At 71.5% G+C, this 19940-nt stretch carries 20 protein-coding genes; 10 read left to right on the top strand and 10 right to left on the bottom strand.

Annotation, left to right across the window (positions count from 1 at the left end; genetic code table 11):
- The first annotated feature begins 86 nt into the window (after positions 1-86).
- From ACZ42X_RS23490 to ACZ42X_RS23480, 3 genes are all read left to right on the top strand, one after another.
- Positions 87-791, top strand: coding sequence for an SDR family NAD(P)-dependent oxidoreductase (locus ACZ42X_RS23490; RefSeq protein ID WP_468293339.1), 705 nt, complete (start codon positions 87-89; stop codon positions 789-791).
- The gene (locus ACZ42X_RS23485; RefSeq protein ID WP_468293336.1) at positions 788-1924 is read left to right on the top strand and encodes an S-adenosylmethionine:tRNA ribosyltransferase-isomerase; all 1137 of its coding nucleotides are present in this window, start codon (positions 788-790) and stop codon (positions 1922-1924) included. The genes ACZ42X_RS23490 and ACZ42X_RS23485 overlap by 4 nt, the downstream gene beginning before the upstream one ends.
- 301 nt (positions 1925-2225) lie before the next feature.
- Positions 2226-2957 (top strand): transglycosylase SLT domain-containing protein, encoded by a 732-nt coding sequence (locus ACZ42X_RS23480; RefSeq protein WP_468293334.1) that lies wholly within the window; start codon positions 2226-2228, stop codon positions 2955-2957.
- A gap of 80 nt (positions 2958-3037) precedes the next feature.
- On the opposite strand, the gene ACZ42X_RS23475 is transcribed toward ACZ42X_RS23480, so the two are convergent.
- Positions 3038-5650: an ABC transporter ATP-binding protein/permease gene (locus ACZ42X_RS23475; RefSeq protein ID WP_468293330.1), complete on the bottom strand. Its 2613-nt coding sequence runs from the start codon at positions 5648-5650 to the stop codon at positions 3038-3040.
- Positions 5651-6203: 553 nt separating this feature from the next.
- Here ACZ42X_RS23475 and serB point away from each other — a divergent pair.
- Positions 6204-7409: a phosphoserine phosphatase SerB gene (gene serB, locus ACZ42X_RS23470; RefSeq protein WP_361415068.1), complete on the top strand. Its 1206-nt coding sequence runs from the start codon at positions 6204-6206 to the stop codon at positions 7407-7409.
- A gap of 95 nt (positions 7410-7504) precedes the next feature.
- On the opposite strand, the gene ACZ42X_RS23465 is transcribed toward serB, so the two are convergent.
- From ACZ42X_RS23465 to ACZ42X_RS23450, 4 genes are all read right to left on the bottom strand, one after another.
- Positions 7505-8023: a SixA phosphatase family protein gene (locus ACZ42X_RS23465; protein WP_468293327.1), complete on the bottom strand. Its 519-nt coding sequence runs from the start codon at positions 8021-8023 to the stop codon at positions 7505-7507.
- Between the two features lie 57 nt (positions 8024-8080).
- On the bottom strand, positions 8081-8305 hold the full coding sequence (locus ACZ42X_RS23460) for a hypothetical protein (RefSeq protein ID WP_468293324.1): 225 nt from the start codon (positions 8303-8305) through the stop codon (positions 8081-8083).
- 268 nt (positions 8306-8573) lie between these two features.
- Positions 8574-8693, bottom strand: coding sequence for an SGM_5486 family transporter-associated protein (locus ACZ42X_RS23455; protein WP_361415062.1), 120 nt, complete (start codon positions 8691-8693; stop codon positions 8574-8576).
- A gap of 18 nt (positions 8694-8711) precedes the next feature.
- Positions 8712-10094, bottom strand: a complete 1383-nt coding sequence (locus ACZ42X_RS23450; protein ID WP_468293321.1) for a CynX/NimT family MFS transporter — start codon at positions 10092-10094, stop codon at positions 8712-8714.
- A gap of 91 nt (positions 10095-10185) precedes the next feature.
- Here ACZ42X_RS23450 and ACZ42X_RS23445 point away from each other — a divergent pair, with 91 nt between their 5' ends.
- A complete protein-coding gene (locus tag ACZ42X_RS23445; protein WP_468293318.1) occupies positions 10186-10914 on the top strand; it encodes a FadR/GntR family transcriptional regulator in 729 nt (242 codons plus the stop codon).
- Here ACZ42X_RS23445 and ACZ42X_RS23440 read toward each other — a convergent pair.
- The 3 genes from ACZ42X_RS23440 to fabG form a co-directional block, all read right to left on the bottom strand.
- Positions 10893-11222, bottom strand: a complete 330-nt coding sequence (locus tag ACZ42X_RS23440; RefSeq protein ID WP_468293315.1) for a hypothetical protein — start codon at positions 11220-11222, stop codon at positions 10893-10895. The two genes, ACZ42X_RS23445 and ACZ42X_RS23440, sit on opposite strands and share 22 nt — an antisense overlap.
- Before the next feature lie 193 nt (positions 11223-11415).
- On the bottom strand, positions 11416-12183 hold the full coding sequence (gene fabI / locus ACZ42X_RS23435) for an enoyl-ACP reductase FabI (RefSeq protein WP_468293312.1): 768 nt from the start codon (positions 12181-12183) through the stop codon (positions 11416-11418).
- A 4-nt stretch (positions 12184-12187) separates the two neighbouring features.
- Complete coding sequence (gene fabG / locus ACZ42X_RS23430) at positions 12188-12892, bottom strand: 3-oxoacyl-[acyl-carrier-protein] reductase (protein WP_361415052.1); 705 nt, start codon at positions 12890-12892, stop codon at positions 12188-12190.
- 210 nt (positions 12893-13102) lie between these two features.
- Here fabG and ACZ42X_RS23425 point away from each other — a divergent pair, with 210 nt between their 5' ends.
- From ACZ42X_RS23425 to tyrS, 3 genes are all read left to right on the top strand, one after another.
- Positions 13103-14626, top strand: coding sequence for a TldD/PmbA family protein (locus ACZ42X_RS23425; RefSeq protein WP_468293308.1), 1524 nt, complete (start codon positions 13103-13105; stop codon positions 14624-14626).
- Positions 14623-16014, top strand: coding sequence for a metallopeptidase TldD-related protein (locus ACZ42X_RS23420; RefSeq protein ID WP_468293305.1), 1392 nt, complete (start codon positions 14623-14625; stop codon positions 16012-16014). Before ACZ42X_RS23425 ends, ACZ42X_RS23420 begins: the two co-directional genes overlap by 4 nt.
- Positions 16015-16080: 66 nt before the next feature.
- A complete protein-coding gene (tyrS, locus tag ACZ42X_RS23415; protein ID WP_468293302.1) occupies positions 16081-17349 on the top strand; it encodes a tyrosine--tRNA ligase in 1269 nt (422 codons plus the stop codon).
- A gap of 84 nt (positions 17350-17433) precedes the next feature.
- Here the strand turns inward: tyrS and ACZ42X_RS23410 are convergent, their stop codons facing one another.
- On the bottom strand, positions 17434-17709 hold the full coding sequence (locus ACZ42X_RS23410) for a GlsB/YeaQ/YmgE family stress response membrane protein (protein WP_361415044.1): 276 nt from the start codon (positions 17707-17709) through the stop codon (positions 17434-17436).
- A 227-nt stretch (positions 17710-17936) separates the two neighbouring features.
- Here ACZ42X_RS23410 and ACZ42X_RS23405 point away from each other — a divergent pair, with 227 nt between their 5' ends.
- The gene (locus tag ACZ42X_RS23405) at positions 17937-18344 is read left to right on the top strand and encodes a DUF3099 domain-containing protein (RefSeq protein ID WP_468293448.1); all 408 of its coding nucleotides are present in this window, start codon (positions 17937-17939) and stop codon (positions 18342-18344) included.
- A gap of 214 nt (positions 18345-18558) precedes the next feature.
- Entirely contained in the window at positions 18559-18822 is a 264-nt protein-coding gene (locus tag ACZ42X_RS23400) for a hypothetical protein (RefSeq protein WP_468293297.1), read from the top strand.
- A gap of 42 nt (positions 18823-18864) precedes the next feature.
- Here ACZ42X_RS23400 and moaA read toward each other — a convergent pair whose 3' ends face one another.
- A complete protein-coding gene (gene moaA / locus ACZ42X_RS23395) occupies positions 18865-19854 on the bottom strand; it encodes a GTP 3',8-cyclase MoaA (RefSeq protein ID WP_468293294.1) in 990 nt (329 codons plus the stop codon).
- Positions 19855-19940: the final 86 nt, after the last annotated feature.

Genomic DNA, 19940 nt, shown 5'->3' with positions numbered 1-19940 from the left:
TCGAGGCCTCTGGACGAGGCGAGGGGCGGCGTACGCGTTCGAGGGTGGGGGCACAGAGCACCGCACGTGTGAAGGGGATGGGTGTCATGGCTGTCGCGATCATCACCGGGGCTTCCAAGGGGTTGGGGCGCGCGCTCGCGGGGGCGCTCGCGAGGGAGGGCTGGGACCTGGTGCTGGACGCCAGGACCGCCCGCGTGCTGGAGGAGAGCGCGCGGGAGGCGGGGGCGTACGGGACGCGGATGGTGGCGGTGCCCGGGGACGTGACGGACGCGGCGCACCGTGCGGAGCTGGCGGCCGCGGCCCGGGGGCTGGGTGGGCTGGACCTGCTGGTGAGCAATGCCAGCGCGCTGGGTGCCGAGCCGCTCGTGCGGCTGGACGCGCTGCCGCTGGAGGGGCTGCGGGCGGCGCTGGAGACGAACGTGGTCGCCGCCCTCGGCCTCGTACAGGAGGCGCTGCCGCTGCTGCGGGCGGGCGCGGGCGGCGGGACGGTGATCGCGGTCAGCTCCGACGCGGCGGTGGAGGCGTACGGGACGTGGGGCGGGTACGGGGCGTCGAAGGCGGCGCTGGACCTGCTGGCGGCGGTGCTGGCCGTCGAGGAGCCGGGGCTGCGGGTGTGGGCGGTGGACCCGGGTGACATGCGGACGGACCTGTACCGGGCCGCGGTCCCCGTCGACGACGAGTCGGGCCGTCCCAGCCCGGAGTCGGTGGTGCCCGCCTTCCTGCGGTTGCTGGCGGAGCGCCCGGCGAGCGGGCGGTACACGGCGTCCGCGCTGCTGGGGGTGGGGGCGTGAGGGCGCTGGGGCAGGGCCTGGACGCGCTGCGGGTGCCGGAGGAGCTGTCCGCGCGGGTGCCCGCCGAGCAGCGCGGAAGCGGGCGGGACGACGTGCGGCTGCTCCTGTCGCGGGGCTCGGCGGTGTCGCACCGCTCTTTCCGGGAGCTGCCGGGGCTGCTGCGGGCCGGGGACGTGCTGGTGGTGAACACGTCGCCCACGCTCGCGGCCGCCGTCGGCGGGCGGATCGGCGCGGAGGCCGTGGTCGTGCACTTCTCGACGTGCGGGGACGACGGGCGCTGGGCCGTGGAGCTGCGGGCGCCGGACGGGCGGGGCAGCACCCGGCCACGCGCCGGGGGTCCGGCCGGCGGGGTCGTACGGCTGCCGGGGGGCGCCCGGCTCGTACTGGAGGAACCGCTGGTGGCCGGTGCGGCGCGGCTGTGGTGGGCGTCGGTGTCGTGGGGGACGCCGGTGGCGTCGGTGGAGTCGGTGACGCCGGTGGAGTCGGTGGCGCCGGTGCCGGTCGGTGTGCCGGGGCTACTGGCGCGGTACGGGCGGCCCATCCGGTACGGGTACACCGAGCGGGACCAGCCGCTCGCCGCGTACCAGACGGTTTTCGCGCGGCCCTCGCCGGACGGGGCGGGCTCGGCGGAGATGCCGAGCGCGGCGCGGCCCTTCACGGCGGGGACGGTCGCGGAGCTGGTGAGCCGGGGGGTGCAGTTCGCGCCGGTGACGCTGCATACGGGCGTGGCGTCGGCGGAGGCGCACGAGCCGCCGTATCCGGAGCGCTTCGGGGTGCCGGCGGCCACGGCGTGGCTGGTGAACGCGGCCCGGGCCGCCGGGGGCCGGGTGGTGGCCGTGGGGACGACGGCGGTGCGGGCGCTGGAGTCGGCGGTGGGTGCGGACGGGGTCGTACGGGAGGCGGCGGGGTGGACGGACCTGGTGGTGACACCGCAGCGCGGGGTGCGGGTGGTGGACGGGCTGCTGACCGGGCTGCACGAGCCGCGGGCCTCGCACCTGCTGATGCTGGAGGCGGTCGCGGGGCGGGAGGCGCTGGACCGGGCCTACGGGGAGGCGCTGCGGTGCCGGTATCTGTGGCACGAGTTCGGGGACGTCCACCTGCTGCTTCCCGGGCCCGCGGCAGGTGCTCACTGAACGCATTGCGCGTGCAACAGATGGTGAGGTTGTTACACGGCCGATGTGAGCCCGCGCATAGGACCCAGGTCACTTACGAAGCGGCGTAGTGGACACGTAAGGACCGGATCAGCCCTGGTTGAGGGGGTGGCGTGGGCGATTTGTGGCGCTTGGCGCCACCTCCTGATCCACTATCGGGGATCGTACGTCACACCTTTGCCAGGGGTTTTTGCTGCCGCTAAGAATTGCAGCCGTTGCCCGCCGAGCAGGCGCAGCGCCACCCGGCCAGGCAACGTCCCGCGATTCGAAGAGGTACGACTGCATGTCCGCGTCCAGGACTTCCGGCTTCAGCCGTCTCAAGAACAACCAGAAGAAGCTCTCCATCGCCGGCGTGGCCGCCATCGGCGCCGCCGCCCTGGCGTTCACCGCCGTTCCGAGCAACGCTTCCCCCGCGCAGACCGTCGAGCCGCAGGCCGTTGCCGCCGCCGCTCCGGTCGCCTGGGGTGGCAAGCAGGCCGCCGGCACCCTCCAGCTGGGCATCACCGACCAGCTGACCACCATCGAGCTCAAGGCGAAGGCCGACGCCGCCGCCGCGAAGGCTCAGGCCGCGGCTGCCGCCAAGGCCAAGGCCGCTGCCGCCGCCAAGGCGAAGGCCCAGGCCGAGGCCGCCGCGAAGAAGCGCGCCGCCGAGAAGGCCGCCGCCAGCCGCGCCGCCGCCCGTAAGCCGGTGTACGCGAACAACCTCGACGGCTGGATCCGCGAGGCGCTCGACATCATGAAGAAGCACAAGATCCCGGGCACCTACGAGGGCATCCACCGCAACATCATGCGGGAGTCCAGCGGTAACCCGAACGCGATCAACAACTGGGACATCAACGCCATCAACGGCGTCCCGTCGATCGGTCTCCTCCAGGTCATCAAGCCGACCTTCGACGCGTACCACATCCCTGGCACCAAGAAGAGCCAGTGGGACCCGGTCGCCAACATCGTCGCGGCCTGCAACTACGCGGCCGACCGCTACGGCTCCATGGACAACGTCAACAGCGCGTACTGAGCTGTGTGACCACGTGTGACATGCGGAAGGGCGGCACCCCCTGCGGGGTGCCGCCCTTCGCGCGTGCGTGCCGGTGACCGCTACTTGCGCATGACCTCGGGCTCGTGGCGGCGCAGCAGGCGCGCCACGATCACGCCGCAGAGGGCGCCGAGGGCGAGGAGCGCCCCCATGTCGACGAACCACATACCGATCTCGTGGTCCCACAGCGGGTCGGTGTCGGTCGGGTCGTCCTGGTTGGGGAACAGGACGTTCAGCTGGGCGGTCGTGCCTGCGGCGGCCACGGCCCAGCGGGACGGCATGAGGTACGAGAACTCGTTGACGCCGACCTGGCCGTGCAGGGTGAACAGGCAGCCGGTGAAGACGACCTGGATGATCGCGAACATCACCAGCAGCGGCATGGTCTTCTCGGCGGTCTTCACCAGCGAGGAGATGATCAGGCCGAACATCATCGAGGTGAAGCCGAGCGCCATGATCGGCAGGCTCAGCTCCAGCCGGACCAGGGAGGAGCCGAAGAGCAGGCCCTCGTCCGGGACCTCGCGCATGCCGAAGCCGATGCCGCCGATGATCGCGCCCTGCACGATCGTGATCAGACCGAGGACGATCACCTTCGACATCAGATACGCCGAACGTGACAGGCCGGTGGCCCGTTCCCGTTCGTAGATGACCCGTTCCTTGATCAGTTCACGCACGGAGTTGGCCGCGCCGGCGAAGCAGGCACCGACGGCCAGGATCAGCAGGATGGTCGCCGCGCTGCCGTTGGGGCCGCGCGGGCTGGGCCGGAGCCCGTAGTTCGAGCTGATCAGCGTGGAGACCACACCGAGGACGGCCGGCAGGATCACCATCAGCGCCATGAATCCCTTGTCCGACGCGATGACGGACAGGTAGCGGCGGATCAGCGTCCACAGCTGCGCGCCCCAGCCCTGCGGCTTGGGCGGGCGCATCGCCTGGGCCGGCGGCATCTGGACGGACTGCGGGGCGACGGCGTCGAGGTCCGCGGCGTACATCTGGTAGTGCTGCGAGCCCTTCCAGCGGCCCGCCCAGTCGTAGTCGCGGTAGTTCTCGAAGGCGGAGAAGACGTCGGCCCAGGTCTCGTAGCCGAAGAAGTTGAGCGCCTCCTCCGGCGGGCCGAAGTACGCCACCGAGCCGCCGGGCGCCATGACCAGCAGCTTGTCGCAGAGCGCGAGCTCGGCGACGGAGTGCGTGACGACGAGGACCGTGCGGCCGTCGTCGGCCAGGCCGCGCAGCAGCTGCATGACGTCGCGGTCCATGCCCGGGTCGAGGCCCGAGGTCGGCTCGTCCAGGAAGATCAGGGACGGCTTGGTCAGCAGCTCCAGGGCGACGGAGACGCGCTTGCGCTGGCCGCCGGAGAGGGCGGTGATCTTCTTGGTCTTGTGGATGTCGAGCTTCAGCTCGCGCAGGACCTCGTCGATCCGCGCCTCGCGCTCCTGCTCGGTGGTGTCGGCGGGGAAGCGGAGCTTGGCGGCGTACTTGAGCGCGGTCCGGACGGTCAGCTCCTTGTGCAGGATGTCGTCCTGCGGGACCAGACCGATGCGCTGGCGCAGCTCGGCGAACTGCTTGTACAGGTTCCGGTTGTCGTAGAGGACGTCGCCCTGGTTCGCGGGGCGGTAGCCGGTCAGCGCCTTGAGCAGCGTGGACTTGCCGGAGCCCGAGGGGCCGATGACCGCGACGAGCGACTTCTCCGGGACGCCGAAGGAGACGTCCTTGAGGATCTGCTTGCCGCCGTCGACCGTGACGGTGAGGTGACGGGCGGAGAAGGAGACCTCACCGGTGTCGACGAACTCCTCGAGGCGGTCGCCGACGACCCGGAACGTCGAGTGACCGACACCGACGGTGTCGTTCGGGCCGATGAGCGCCGAGCCCGACTTGGGCAGCGGCTGGCCGTTGACGTACGTGCCGTTGTGCGAGCCGAGGTCGCGGATCTCGAAGCGGCCGTCGGGGGTCGCGTGGAACTCGGCGTGGTGGCGCGAGACCTGGAGGTCGGAGACGACCAGGTCGTTCTCGAGCGCACGACCGATGCGCATCACGCGGCCGAGGGCCACCTGGTGGAAGGTGGTCGGGCTGCGGTCGCCCCCGTGGACCGGCGGCGCCCCCGCCGCGCCGCCGCCGCCCTGGGCCGGGACCTTCGAGGCGTACTGCTGGGCAGGGCCGGCCGGGGCTGCCGCGCCGCCGCCGTGCGGGCCGGCCTGCTGCTGGTGCGGTACGTGGGGCTGGTGCGGCTGCTGCTGCGGATGCTGCTGCCAGCCCTGGTTCTGCGGGGCGGCGGCAGGAGCCTGATGCTGCTGGGGCCAGCCCTGCTGCGGGGCCTGGTGGGGCTGCTGCGGGGGCTGGCCTTGTGAGACCTGGGGCGCCTGAGGGGCCGCGCCCTGTGCGTTGTAGGCGGCCGCGCCCGTGAAGTTCAGCCGCGGGCCGTCGGTGGCGTTACCGAGGTGGACGGCCGACCCGGGGCCGATCTCCATCTGCTGGATCCGCTGGCCCTGCACATAGGTACCGTTGGTGGAGCCGTGGTCCTCGATGAGCCAACTGCGGCCGTCCCACCTGATCGTGGCATGCCGCCACGAGACCCTTGCGTCGTCGACCGCCAGGTCGCCCTGCGGATCCCGGCCAAGGGTGTACGACCTGGACGCATCGAGAGTCCAGGTCCTTCCGTTCAATTCCAGTACGAGTTCCGGCACTCCATGCCCCACTAGTTGTCCCCCGAGTGACCCCCGTCGCGGGGAGTCAAGGGATGCGAACATCGTGGGGAACTATTTCAGGCCCGGTCCCCTATTCGAAAGTCGGGCGGTGTGAAGAGGGCGCGCAGGCCCGTGTGATGGCACCCCCGAGTGCGTACGGAACAGGAGCGAACGGGGCAACTCGGAACTCCCCGAGAGGCGTTCGCACGGTACGGAATCGGTGGCGCCCGCACGCCGCCACACGGCACACCCCGCACACGGCGCACCCGCCACGCGGCGCACCCGCCACACGGCACGGGCATGAGAGCGGCGGCCTCGGCGCGGAGGCGCGGCATGATCGCGACTGGGTCGTGGTGCGGCCGGCGCGGCCGGCGGTATCGGCGGGGCGGCCGGGGCGGGGGGGGATGTGCGGAATCCGCAGGGCCGGCACCCCGCCTGGAGTGCGGAGGCCGAGCCGGGTCCACAGGCGGCGGGTCGCACGGTGCGCCGGCGGTGTCCGGTACGCGGGACAGGGGAAGCCCGGGCCGCCTGGGCCGGATACGGTGGGAGGACCATGAGCGCATTGCAGACCTCCGACGTACCCACCCTTCTCGTCAAGATCTTCGGGAAGGACCGGCCCGGGATCACCGCCGGGCTGTTCGACACCCTCGCCGCCTTCTCCGTCGACGTGGTCGACATCGAGCAGGTCGTGACCCGGGGCCGCATCGTCCTGTGCGCGCTCGTCACGGAGCCCACGGTGAGCACGGAGGGTGAGCTGCGAGCCACCGTCCACAGCTGGGCGGAGTCGCTGAAGCTGCAGGCGGAGATCATCTCCGGTACGGGTGACAACCGGCCGCGTGGCGTCGGCCGCTCCCACGTCACCGTACTGGGGCACCCGCTGACCGCCGAGAACACGGCGGCCATAGCGGCGACGATCACCGGGACGGGCGGCAACATCGACCGGATCTTCCGGCTGGCGAAGTATCCGGTGACGGCGGTGGAGTTCGCGGTGTCCGGCACGGAGACGGAGCCGCTGCGCACCGCCCTCGCCACCGAGGCCGCCGAGATCGGCGTGGACGTGGCGGTCGTGTCGGCGGGGCTGCACCGCCGCGCCCAGCGGCTGGTCGTGATGGACGTCGACTCCACGCTCATCCAGGACGAGGTGATCGAGCTCTTCGCGGCGCACGCGGGCTGTGAGGACAAGGTCGCCGAGATCACTGCCGCCGCCATGCGCGGCGAGCTCGACTTCGAGCAGTCGCTGCACGCCCGCGTGGCGCTGCTCGCCGGGCTGGACGAGTCGGTCGTGGACAAGGTGCGGGCGGAGGTCAGGCTGACGCCGGGCGCGCGCACCCTGATCCGTACGCTCAAGCGGCTCGGCTACCAGGTGGGTGTGGTGTCGGGTGGCTTCACCCAGGTCACGGACGACTTGCAGGCCCGGCTCGGGCTCGACTTCGCCTCCGCCAACACGCTGGAGATCGTCGACGGCAAGCTGACCGGCCGCGTGACCGGCGAGATCGTCGACCGGGCCGGCAAGGCGCGGCTGCTGCGCCGGTTCGCCGCCGAGGCGGGCGTGCCGCTGGCCCAGACCGTCGCGATCGGCGACGGGGCCAACGACCTCGACATGCTGAACGCGGCGGGGCTGGGCGTGGCCTTCAACGCCAAGCCGGTGGTGCGCCGCGCCGCTCACACGGCCGTCAACGTGCCCTTCCTCGACACGGTCCTCTACCTGCTGGGGATCACCCGGGAAGAGGTCGAGGCGGCGGACGTCGACGTGGCCTAGCGGCTGCGCCGGGCCGAAGGGGCCTGGACACCGACCCGGTGTCCGGGCCCCTTGTCGTTCGCACGGGTCGAAGGTCCGGGTGACGAAGGGGCGGGTTACTCGTGCGGCGCCCAGTAGCCGGTGAGCGTGCCGACGCCGTGTTCCACCGACTTCCAGGAGCCGGCGAACTCCACGACCGCGAACGATGCGGTCGGGAAGCCGCCGCGGTTCATGCGGACCAGCGTGTCCCCCTCCGCGCTCCCGGCCAGGGCGTCGGCGAGGGCGTGCACACCCGGGTTGTGGCCGATGACGAGGACGTTGTTCACTTCGTCGGAGGTCTCGTTGAGCAGCGCGATGAGCTCGCCGAGCGAGGCTTCGTAGAGCCGCTCCTCGTACACGGTCTTGGGTCGCTGCGGCAGCTCCGAGACCACCAGCTTCCACGTCTCGCGGGTCCTGACCGCGGTCGAGCACAGGGCCAGGTCGAAGGTGATGCCCGTCTCGGCGAGCCGACGGCCGGCCACGGGTGCGTCCTTGCGGCCTCGGTCGGCCAGCGGCCGTTCGTGGTCGGACACCTGGTTCCAGTCGGCCTTCGCATGCCGGAGTAGCACGATCCTGCGGGGTGTATCGACGCTCATGGCCCCAGCTTCGCATGAAAGCCGCCACGGGGCGCAGGGTGTTGACCAGCTCTCCCCTCAGGGGGAGAGCGTCTGTTGGATGTGTTCGAGTATGCGTCCCACCGCTGGATCCCCACCCGTCGCATGCGCCTCAGCGCCCCCGGTACCGCCCCGGGTTCCGCCCCCGGTGATCAGCACCAGCAGGGCGACGAACGCCATCACCGGCAGGGTGACGGCCCACCAGGTCAGCCGGGTGCCGACGCCGCCGGTGGCGTGGGGCCGGGGGTGCGTACGAGCCGACATGGCCGCCTCCGTGGGTCCGTGGTCCGCGGTCCGAGTCCGTGGTCGCGAGTGCGCGGGGCGCCGAGGCCCGGCGTCCCGATCTACCTCAGACGTTACGGATCACGGTGGTCCCGGCCCATCCGGTGATCCACCCACTTCACCCTGATCCCGGCCCCCTAGGGGATCGGGGGCTACCCCCACCCCCGGCCGGACCCCGGACCCCGGACACCCGACCACGGACACCGGGCGCCGGGCGTCAGCCCGGCCCTGTCCTCCGGCCGCCGGCGCGTCAGGGCGAGGCGATCGACGCGACGATGCCGATGATCAAGCCGATCGCCAGCATCGCGCCGAGCACACCGAGCAGCTTCTTCTGACCGTTCTGGGGGTTCGGGTCAAGCACAGGTTCCATGCCGCCCAGTCTCGCACTTCAGAGTTCGTCCTCGATCGTGCGGTCCCGTCCGGCCAGGATGCCGACGGCCATCTGCGGCACCATCAGCCCGGCCATCAGGGCCAGCGGCACGTCCCAGCCGCCGCTGTGCTGGTAGAGCGCGCCGACCAGCGTCGGTCCCGGGATGGAGATGAGGTAGCCGACGCTCTGGGCGAAGGCGGAGAGCCGCACGACGCCGCCGCCGGTGCGCGAACGCATGCCGATTATGGTGAGGGCGAGCGGGAAGGAGCAGTTGGAGACGCCCAGCAGCAGCGCCCAGAGCCATGCTCCGGCGGCCGGGGCGAAGAAGAGGCCCGCGTATCCGCTCAGGCCGCACAGGCAGAGGGCGACCACGATGGGGCCCTGGTTCTTCATCCGCCCGGCCAGCCGGGGAATGACGAAGGCGAGCGGCACACCCATCACCATCGTCACGGCGAGCAGGACGCCCGCCGTACCGGCGGAGACCCCGGCGTCGCGGAAGATCTGCGGCATCCACCCCATGGTGATGTACGCGCCGGTGGCCTGGAGCCCGAAGAAGACGCCGAGCGCCCAGGCGGTCCGGCTGCGGGTGATCCGCAGGGCCGGCGCCCCGGCGGCGGCGTCCACCGCCGGACCACGCTCAGCCGGGCCTTCCGCCCGGCCTTCCACCCGGCCCTCCGCCCGGCCCTCCGCCGTCGCGGCGCCCCGGCCCCGCCCCCGGTCGCGTACCAGCGGCAGCCAGGCCAGCGTCGCGAGGGCGGCGAGGGCGGCCCACACGCCGAGGCCCGTGCGCCAGCTGCCGCCCAGCGCGTCCGTCATGGGCACGGTCGCGGCGGCCGCGAGGGAGGTGCCAAGGGCCAGGGCCATCGAGTACAGGCCGGTCATGCTGCCGACGCGGTCGGGGAAGTACCGCTTGACGATGACCGGCATCAGGACGTTGCTGAGGGCGATGCCCATCAGCGCGAGGGCGCTGGCGGCGAGGAAGGCGGCCGTGCCGCCGGTGAAGGGCCGGATGGCCAGCCCGAGCGCGATGGCGGCCATGCCGGCGAACACGATCGCGGCCGGCCCGAAGCGACGGGCGAGCCGGGGCGCGGTGATGCCGAAGACGGCGAAGCACAGCGGCGGTACGGAGGTGAGCACCCCGGCCACGCTGCCGCTCATGTGCAGCCCGTCGCGGACCTCTTCGAGGAGGGCACCGAGGCTGGTGATGGCGGGACGGAGGTTGAGCGCGGCGAGGACGAGTCCGAGGACCAGGAGCCGGGGCAGCCAGAGGGCGGTAGTGGTGGTGCTTTTACGAGCGGGCACGGTGGCTTCCGCGCCGGAGGCGGAGCTCATTGCGGCGCTCTGCCGGGGTATGCGGGTGGGGGACTCGGTCGTGGTCGGGGTCAGCGGCTCGTCGGACATGGGACCCATCATAGAATCATGGGATGATTGGCTGTCCAATCGTCGGACGCTTCCCTTCCGCCGCTTCCCTTCACGACGCCGAGGAGCACCCATGGCGCTCAGCACTCCCCGCCGGTCCGGGCTCACCGATCAGGTGATCGCCGAGCTCCGGAACCAGATCACCTCGGGCGAGTGGCCGATCGGTTCGCGCATCCCCACCGAGCCGGAGCTGGTCCAGCAGCTGGGCGTGGCCCGCAACACGATCCGCGAGGCGGTCCGCGCGCTGGCGCACAACGGCCTGCTGGACATCCGCCAGGGCTCGGGCACGTACGTCATCGCCACCAGCGAGCTCGCCGGGGTGATGCACCGCCGCTTCTCCGGCGCCGATCCGAGGCACATCGCCGAGCTCCGCTCCACGCTGGAGTCGGCGGCCGCCCGCCTGGCCGCGGAGCGCCGCACCGACCGGGACATGAAGCAGCTGGACGCGCTGCTCGCACGGCGCGAGGAGGCCTGGGAAGCCGGGGACGCGGAGCGGTTCGTGGCGGCGGACTCGACGTTCCACCTGGCCGTGGTGGCGGCGTCGCACAACGACGTCATGACGGAGCTCTACGCCGACCTCGGGCATCTCGTACGCGACTGGCTGCGCGAGGACGTGGGGCAGGAGCTGCGGCCGGAGTACCACATGGACCACGCGCGGCTGGTGGAGGCCATTCGCGCGGGCGACGCGGAGCGGGCGGCCTCGGAGGCGGCCGGCTACCCCTTCATGTGCCTGCGCCAAGCCGGCGCGGCGGCCGTCGATCGGGGAGCAGAGCCGGCCGATCAGCCGCGTACGGGCTCGTGAGTGATCCAGGCGGCGCGTACTTCCTTCCAGCACCGCTCGGTCAGCTCGGCGTAGGCGGTGGGGCCCACCTCGACGGCGGCGCTGTCGGAGTCGATGTCCCACCAACGGTCGCACTCGACGTGCAGCCGGACCCGGTCCGTGTGGGGGTAGGGGTTGTGGCAGTGCGCGGTGACGCGCGAGCCCTCGACCGACGTACGGCATGAGGCGACGTACCGTTCGAGGTCTTCGGCATAGGCCTGGGCGCTGAGGGCGGGCCCCCACAGGAGGGCCGCCACCGCCACCAGGGCCAGGTGGTGCTTCGTACGCACAGCCACACCTCCTCCCCGATCAACGGACACGAATATCCGTTCTGCACCAGTGTGCCGTGATCACGGCGACTCTTCGACTCGAGCGCCGGCCCGGGCACGCGCGCCGTGCGCGAAGGGCCGCGCACCCCGTCCGTGACGGAGTGCGCGGCCCTTCCGGTACGCGATGGGTTTACGCGGTGCGTTTCGCGATGGGTCAGGCGCCCATGACGTGCACGCCGCCGTCGACGTGCACGATCTCGCCGGTCGTCTTCGGGAAGAAGTCCGACAGCAGCGCGACGACACCGCGGCCGGCCGGCTCCGGGTCGGACATGTCCCACTGCAGCGGGGAGCGCTCGTCCCAGACCTTCGCGAGCTCGCCGAAGCCCGGGATGGACTTGGCGGCCATCGAGCCGATCGGTCCGGCCGAGATCAGGTTGCAGCGGATGTTCTGCTTGCCCAGGTCGCGGGCGAGGTACCGGCTGGTGGCCTCCAGCGCGGCCTTGGCCGGGCCCATCCAGTCGTACTGCGGCCAGGCGTACTGCGCGTCGAAGGTCAGACCGACGACCGAGCCGCCGTTCTGCATCAGCGGCAGGCAGGCCATCGTCAGCGACTTCAGCGAGAAGGCGGAGACGTGCATGGCGGTCGCCACGGACTCGAACGGCGTGTTGAGGAAGTTGCCGCCGAGCGCGTCCTGCGGCGCGAAGCCGATGGAGTGCACGACGCCGTCGAGGCCGCCGAGCTCCTCGCCGACCACGTCCGCGAGCCGGTTCAGGTGCTCGTCGTTGGTGACGTCGAGCTCGATGACCTTGGCGGGCTTGGGCAGCTTCTTGGCGATGCGCTCGGTCAGCGTGGGCCGCGGGAAGGCCGTCAGGATGACCTCGGCGCCCTGCTCCTGGGCCACCTTGGCGGTGTGGAAGGCGATGGACGACTCCATCAGCACACCGGTGATCAGGACCCGCTTGCCCTCGAGAATTCCGCTCATGTGATCAGTGACCCATGCCCAATCCGCCGTCAACCGGGATGACGGCTCCAGTGATGTACGAGGCGTCGTCGGACGCGAGGAACCGGACGGTGGCGGCGATCTCCTCGGGCTGCGCGTAGCGGCCGAGCGGCACCTGGGCGACGATGCCCGCGCGCTGCTCCTCGGTCAGCACCTTGGTCATGTCGGTGTCGACAAAGCCGGGTGCGACGACGTTGAACGTGATGTTGCGCGAGCCCAGCTCACGGGCGAGCGAGCGCGCGAAGCCGACCAGCGCGGCCTTGGAGGCGGCGTAGTTGGCCTGGCCCGCCGAGCCGAGCAGGCCGACCACGGAGGAGATGAGGACGACGCGGCCCTTCTTGGCGCGCAGCATGCCGCGGTTGGCACGCTTGACCACGCGGAAGGTGCCGGTGAGGTTGGTGTCGATGACGGAGGTGAAGTCCTCCTCCGACATGCGCATCAGCAACTGGTCCTTGGTGACGCCGGCGTTGGCCACCAGCACCTCCACCGGACCGTGCTTCTCCTCGATCTCCTTGTAGGCCTGCTCCACCTGCTCGGCGTCGGTGATGTCACACCTGACAGCAAGGAAGCCCTCCGGCGGCTCGCCGGACCGGTACGTGATCGCGACCTTGTCGCCGGCGTCGGCGAACGCGCGGGCGATGGCGAGGCCGATGCCCCGGTTTCCTCCGGTGACAAGAACCGAGCGGCTCAACGGATCACCCTTTCCCTTGCATGGTGTGGTACCCCGAAAACCTATCGGTCCCGCTGGTCGTACGCGGAATCGGCCTCTGACAGTGGCGTACGGGCCGCACTGTCGGGTCCCTACAGAAAACCCCTGGCGGGACCACGGAAAGCACTGGGCAGCGAACCGTGCGGCGCGACATGATCGGAGGCGACCGGTCTCATACGACAGGAGACATTCGTGCCTCATTCCATCGACGAAGCCTTCACGGCGCTGCCGCTGCGGGCCCTCGCCGACGCGGCGCTCGCGCGGGCCCGGGCGCTCGGCGCCGAGCATGCCGACTTCCGTTTCGAGCGCGTACGCAGTGCCTCGTGGCGGCTGCGGGACGCCAAGCCCGCCGGGTCGTCGGACACCACGGACCTCGGGTACGCGGTGCGGGTGGTGCACGGCGGGGCGTGGGGGTTCGCGTCCGGGGTCGACCCGACCATGGACGCGGCGGCGAAGGTCGCCTCGCAGGCCGTGGCCATGGCGAAGCTGTCGGCGCGGGTCATCGCGGCGGCGGGTTCCGAGGAGCGGGTGGAGCTGGCGGACGAGCCGGTGCACGCGGACCGCACCTGGGTCTCGGCGTACGAGATCGACCCCTTCACGGTGCCGGACGCGGAGAAGAGCGGGCTGCTGGCGGAGTGGAGCGCGCGGCTGCTGCGGGCGGACGGGGTGGCGCACGTGGACGCGTCGCTGACGACCGTCCATGAGAACAAGTTCTATGCGGACACGGCCGGGACCGTCACCACGCAGCAGCGCGTACGCCTGCACCCGCAGCTGACGGCGGTGGCGGTGGACGCGACGACCGGTGAGTTCGACTCGATGCGGACGCTCGCGCCGCCGGCCGGGCGCGGCTGGGAGTACGTGACCGGCACCGGGTGGGACTGGGACGCGGAGCTGGAGCAGATCCCGGAGCTGCTCGCGGAGAAGATGCGGGCGCCGAGCGTGGAGGCGGGCACGTACGACCTGGTCGTCGACCCGTCGAACCTGTGGCTGACGATCCACGAGTCGATCGGCCACGCCACCGAGCTGGACCGGGCGCTCGGCTACGAGGCGGCGTACGCGGGCACCTCCTTCGCCACCTTCGACCAGCTGGGCAAGCTGGTGTACGGCTCGCCGATCATGAACGTGACGGGTGACCGGACCGCCGAGCACGGCCTGGCGACGATCGGATACGACGACGAGGGCGTCGAGGCGCAGAGCTGGGACCTGGTCAAGGACGGCGTCCTCGTCGGCTACCAGCTCGACCGGCGGATCGCGAGGCTGACGGGGCTGGGCCGGTCGAACGGCTGCGCCTTCGCGGACTCGCCGTCGCACGTGCCGGTGCAGCGGATGGCGAACGTGTCCCTCCAGCCGGATCCGGGCGGTCTGTCGACGGAGGACCTGATCGGGGGCGTGGAGCGCGGCATCTACGTGGTCGGCGACCGCTCCTGGTCGATCGACATGCAGCGCTACAACTTCCAGTTCACCGGGCAGCGGTTCTTCCGCATCGAGAACGGGCGGCTGGCCGGGCAGCTGCGCGACGTCGCGTACCAGGCGACGACGACGGACTTCTGGGGCTCGATGGAGAAGGTCGGCGGCCCGCAGACGTACGTCCTCGGCGGCGCCTTCAACTGCGGCAAGGCCCAGCCGGGCCAGATCGCGGCGGTCTCGCACGGCTGCCCGTCGGCCCTGTTCCGGGGCGTGAACATTCTGAACACCACGCAGGAGGCCGGTCGATGAGCCCCGTCAGCAAGCCGTACGAGATCGTCGAGCGGGCCCTGGAGCTGTCCCGCGCGGACGGGTGCGTCGTCATCGCGGACGAGCAGTCGTCCGCGAACCTGCGCTGGGCGGGCAACACCCTGACGACGAACGGTGTCACCCGGGGGCGGACGCTCACCGTGATCGCCACCGTCGACGGGGCGCAGGGCACCGCCTCCGGTGTCGTGTCGCGGTCGGCGGTGACGGCCGAGGACCTGGAGCCGCTGGTGCGGGCCGCCGAGGCGGCGGCGCGGGCGGCCGGGCCCGCCGAGGACGCGCAGCCGCTGGTCTCCGGGATCGCGGCCTCGCCGGACTTCACGGACGCGCCCGCCGAGACGTCCTCGGCGGTCTTCGGGGACTTCGCGCCCGCGCTGGGCGAGGCGTTCGGCCGGGCCCGCGCGGGCGGGCGGGAGCTGTACGGGTTCGCGAACCACGAGCTGACGTCGACGTACCTGGGTACGTCGACGGGGCTGCGGCTCCGGCACGACCAGCCGTCCGGGACGCTGGAGCTGAACGCCAAGTCTCCGGACCGGACGCGCTCGGCGTGGGCGGGGCGGGCGACGCGGGACTTCAAGGACGTGGATCCGCTGGCGCTGGACGCGGAGCTCGCGCGGCGGCTCGGCTGGGCGGAGCGGCGCGTCGAGCTACCCGCCGGGCGGTACGAGACGCTGCTGCCGCCGACCGCGGTGGCCGACCTGCTGATCTACCAGATGTGGTCGGCGGCGGGCCGGGACGCAACGGAGGGCCGCACCGTCTTCTCCAAGCCGGGCGGCGGCACGCGGCTCGGCGAGACCCTCTCCCCGCTTCCGCTGACGCTGCGCAGCGACCCGTACGAGCCGGGCCTGGAGTCCGCGCCGTTCGTGATCGCGCACGCGTCGGGCGACGACTCCTCGGTGTTCGACAACGGGCTGCCGCTGGAACCCACCGCGTGGGTACGGGAGGGGCGCCTGGAGCGGCTGGTGACCACGCGGCACAGCGCGGGGCTCACGCACCTGCCGGTGGCTCCGGCGATCGGCAACCTGGTGCTGGACGGCGGTGGCGAGCGGTCGCTGGAGGAGATGGTGGCCTCCACGCGGCGCGGGCTGCTGCTGACCTGCCTGTGGTACATCCGCGAGGTGGACCCGGCGACGCTGCTGCTGACCGGGCTGACCCGGGACGGGGTCTATCTCGTCGAGGACGGCGAGGTCGTCGGCGAGGTGAACAACTTCCGGTTCAACGAGTCGCCGGTCGACCTGCTGTCGCGGGCCACGGAGGCCGGCCGGACCGAGAAGACGCTGCCGCGTGAGTGGAGCGACTGGTTCACCAGGGCGGCGATGCCGCCGTTGCGGGTGCCGGACTTCAACATGAGTTCGGTCAGCCTGGGCGTCTGACCCCCATAGACTGGCAGGGAACACCGCACCTGTTCGATCCCACTTCGTTCAAGGAGAGACGTCACCGTGACGGACATCGTCGACGAACTGCAGTGGCGGGGGCTCATCGCCCTTTCCACTGACGAGGACGCACTGCGCAAGGCGTTCGCGGACGGTCCCGTCACGTTCTATTGCGGCTTCGATCCGACGGCACCGAGCCTGCACCTGGGCAATCTGGTGCAGATCCTCACCATGCGCCGGATCCAGCAGGCGGGCAACCGTCCGCTGGGTCTGGTCGGCGGGGCGACGGGCCTGATCGGCGACCCGAAGCCGAACGCGGAGCGCACGCTGAACTCCCCGGAGGTCGTCGCCGGCTGGGTGGAGCGCCTGCGGGCCCAGATCGAGCGGTTCCTCGACTTCGAGGGGCCGTACGCCGCGACCATGGTCAACAACCTGGACTGGACGGCGGGGCTGTCGGCGATCGACTTCCTGCGGGACGTCGGCAAGTACTTCCGGGTGAACAAGATGATCACCAAGGAGGCGGTCGCGCGGCGGCTGAACTCCGACGCGGGCATCAGCTACACCGAGTTCAGCTACCAGATCCTGCAGGGCATGGACTTCCTGGAGCTGTACCGCCGCCACGGCTGCATCCTGCAGACCGGCGGCAGCGACCAGTGGGGCAACCTCACCGCGGGCACCGACCTGATCCACCGGGTCGAGCCCCACGCCACGGTGCACGCCCTGGCGACGCCGCTGATCACCAAGGCCGACGGCACCAAGTTCGGCAAGACCGAGTCCGGCACCGTCTGGCTGGACCCCGAGCGGACCACGCCCTACGCGTTCTACCAGTTCTGGCTGAACGCGGACGACCGGGACGTCTCCAAGTTCCTGCGGATCTTCAGCTTCAAGTCCCGCGAGGAGATCGAGGAGCTGGAGAGGCTCACCGAGGAGCGGCCGCAGGCCCGTGCCGCCCAGCGGGCGCTGGCCGAGGAGCTGACGACGCTGGTGCACGGCGCGGAGCAGTGCGCCGCCGTCGTCGCCGCGTCGAAGGCGCTCTTCGGGCAGGGCGAGCTGGCGGAGCTGGACGAGGCGACGCTGGCGGCGGCGCTGGCCGAGCTCCCGCACGCCCGGGTCACCGAGCTGGGCCAGGTGGTCGACCTGTTCGTCGAGGTCGGCCTGGCGCCGAGCAAGTCGGGCGCCCGCCGCACGGTGAAGGAGGGCGGTGCGTACGTGAACAACGCCAAGGTGACCGCCGAGGACGCCGAGGTCTCGGCCGAGGAACTGCTGCACGGGCGCTGGCTGGTGCTGCGCCGGGGCAAGAAGAACCTGGCGGCGATCGAGGTCGCGGCGGGCTGACGCCCCCGGGACGGATGACGAAGGGCCGAGGCGGCCCGGGCACGGAGGACGCGCCCGGGCCGCCTCGGCCTGTTGCACGGCCGGTCAGGCGCGCTGTTTCCTGCCGCGCATCGACATGTAGAGCATGTCGCCGACTCCGACGATGACGACCGCCGCCACGACTTGCAGGGCGTGCCGGCCCCAGTCGATGCCGGGCGTCGCCTCGATGCCGAACGCCCGGGCGAGGGCGTTGCCGACGATGCCGCCGATGATGCCGAAGATGGTGGCCAGCCACAGGGGGCTGTGCTGCTTGCCCGGCAGGATCGCCTTGGCCAGCAGACCCAGCACGAATCCCACGATGATCGCCCACAACCAGCCCATGGCTGCCTCCTCGGTACAGATCGGTACAGATCGACATGAGCAGTCATCGACAGTGTGCGGGTCCGCGCCGTACGGCGCATGTCGGAGCGAACCGTACGCGGTACACAGGAGGGCGTATGGCCTGGTGAAGGGGTGCCCCGCTCTCGAACGGGGCGCAGGGCGGGCGTACCGTGGAAGCAGGTCCGGTCCGGGGAGTGTCCGGCACAGACGTCGGGTGGTGGAACGCGATGCGGAAGCGCGGTCATGACGAGGTCTTCCGGATCACCGGCGCCCGTCAGGGCTTGGCCGACGACGTACGGGGCCGGCAACGCCGCTATGTGATCTCGATGTCGGTGCGGACGCTGGCGGTGATCGCGGCGGCGTCCCTGTGGAACGTGGAACGGCATGTGGCGATCGTGGCGCTGGTGCTCGGCGCGGTGCTGCCGTACATCGCCGTGGTGATCGCGAACGCGGGCCGGGAGACCGCGCCCCCGGCGCCGTCGAGCTTCGTCGTCACGCCGACGCCCACGCATCCGATGCTGGAGGCGTCGGAGCCCGCGGGGGACGGCGACCGGGAGCCCGCGCAGCCGCCCGTACGGGAGAAAGCGGAACGTCAGCCGGAACCCGAAGGGGAACGGCAGTACGAGCAGAGGTGAGCCGCGGCCGCCGGTGAGGCGCCGGTCGGCGGGCATACAAGCTCAAGAAAAGCTCAGATCAATCATGACGTTCCAGTGCACTGCGACGGGGTGTGCGTGACATACTGCGTAGGCGCTCCGCATCCCCCGTCGGAGCGACGGACCGACGCCGGGCAGCTCCCCCCGTGGCTGCTCGGCGTCGCCTTTGTTCGGGCCGTTTTTGTTTGGACGTGTGGTGAGCGACGAAACCCAGCCGGAGAGCCAGCCGGAGACGCAGCAGGTGAGCCGGCCCATCTGTTCCGCCAAGGGCTGCCGGACGGCCGCCGTGTGGGTCCTGGCCTGGAACAACCCGAAGCTGCACACGCCGGAGCGCCGCAAGACCTGGCTGGCCTGTGACGAGCACCGCGAGCACCTGTCCCAGTTCCTGGGCGTGCGCGGGTTCCTCAAGGACGTGGTGACGCTCGCCGAGTGGGAGTCGCGCCCGGCCTCCGAGCACTGAGCTCGGCGCGCGGAGCGGGGCCGCCGAAACCGGGCCCGGGCCTCAGCCGCCGATCGCCGACATGGGGCGGTCCGGCTGCAGGAAGCTCGGGTCGTCCAGGCCGGAGCCGGCCTTCTTGCCCCACATCGCGAGCTTCCAGATCCGGGCGACCTCCTCGTCGGGGGCGTCCGAGCGCAGCGCCGCCCTGAGGTCGGTCTCCTCCCGGGCGAAGAGGCAGGTGCGCACCTGGCCGTCCGCCGTGAGGCGGGTGCGGTCGCAGGCCCGGCAGAAGGGACGCGTGACGGAGGCTATGACGCCCACGCGGTGCGGGCCGCCGTCGACGATCCAGCGCTCGGCGGGGGCCGACCCGCGCGCCTCGTCGGGCTCGGGCGTCAGCGTGAAGCGCGTACGCAGGGACTCCAGGATGTCGCCGGCGGTGATCATTCCGTCGCGCTTCCAGCCGTGCTGGGCGTCGAGCGGCATCTGCTCGATGAAGCGCAGCTCGTAGTCGTTCTCCACGGCCCAGGCCAGCAGGTCGGGGGCCTCGTCCTCGTTGAGCCCCGGCATGAGGACGGCGTTGACCTTCACCGGGGTGAGGCCGGCGTCGCGGGCGGCGGTGAGGCCGTCGAGCACGTCGTGGTGGCGGTCGCGGCGGGTGAGGGTCTTGAAGACGTCGGGCCGCAGGGTGTCGAGCGAGACGTTGACCCGGTCCAGGCCGGCGGCCTTGAGGGCGGTGGCGGTGCGCTTGAGCCCGATGCCGTTGGTGGTCAGGGACATCTTCGGGCGGGGCTCGAGGGCGGCGCAGCGCTCGACGATGCCCACGAGTCCCGGGCGCAGGAGCGGCTCGCCGCCGGTGAAGCGGACCTCGGTGATGCCCAGGTCGGTGACGGCGATGGTGATCAGCCGGACGATCTCGTCATCGGTGAGCAGGTCGGGCTTGGCGAGCCACTGCAGCCCCTCTTCGGGCATGCAGTACGTACACCGCAGATTGCAGCGGTCGGTGAGCGAGACCCTCAGGTCAGTGGCCACGCGGCCGAAGGTGTCGATGAGCACTGGGGCCCCCTTCCCCGAGTTACCGGGATCCGTCTACCAGCGAGACTACGCGAGACCACTGACAACGACACGGGCCATTGTCCACA

The organism is Streptomyces sp. NPDC030862 (genome assembly GCF_055571835.1).
This window is presented reverse-complemented; position numbering and strand designations above follow the sequence as displayed.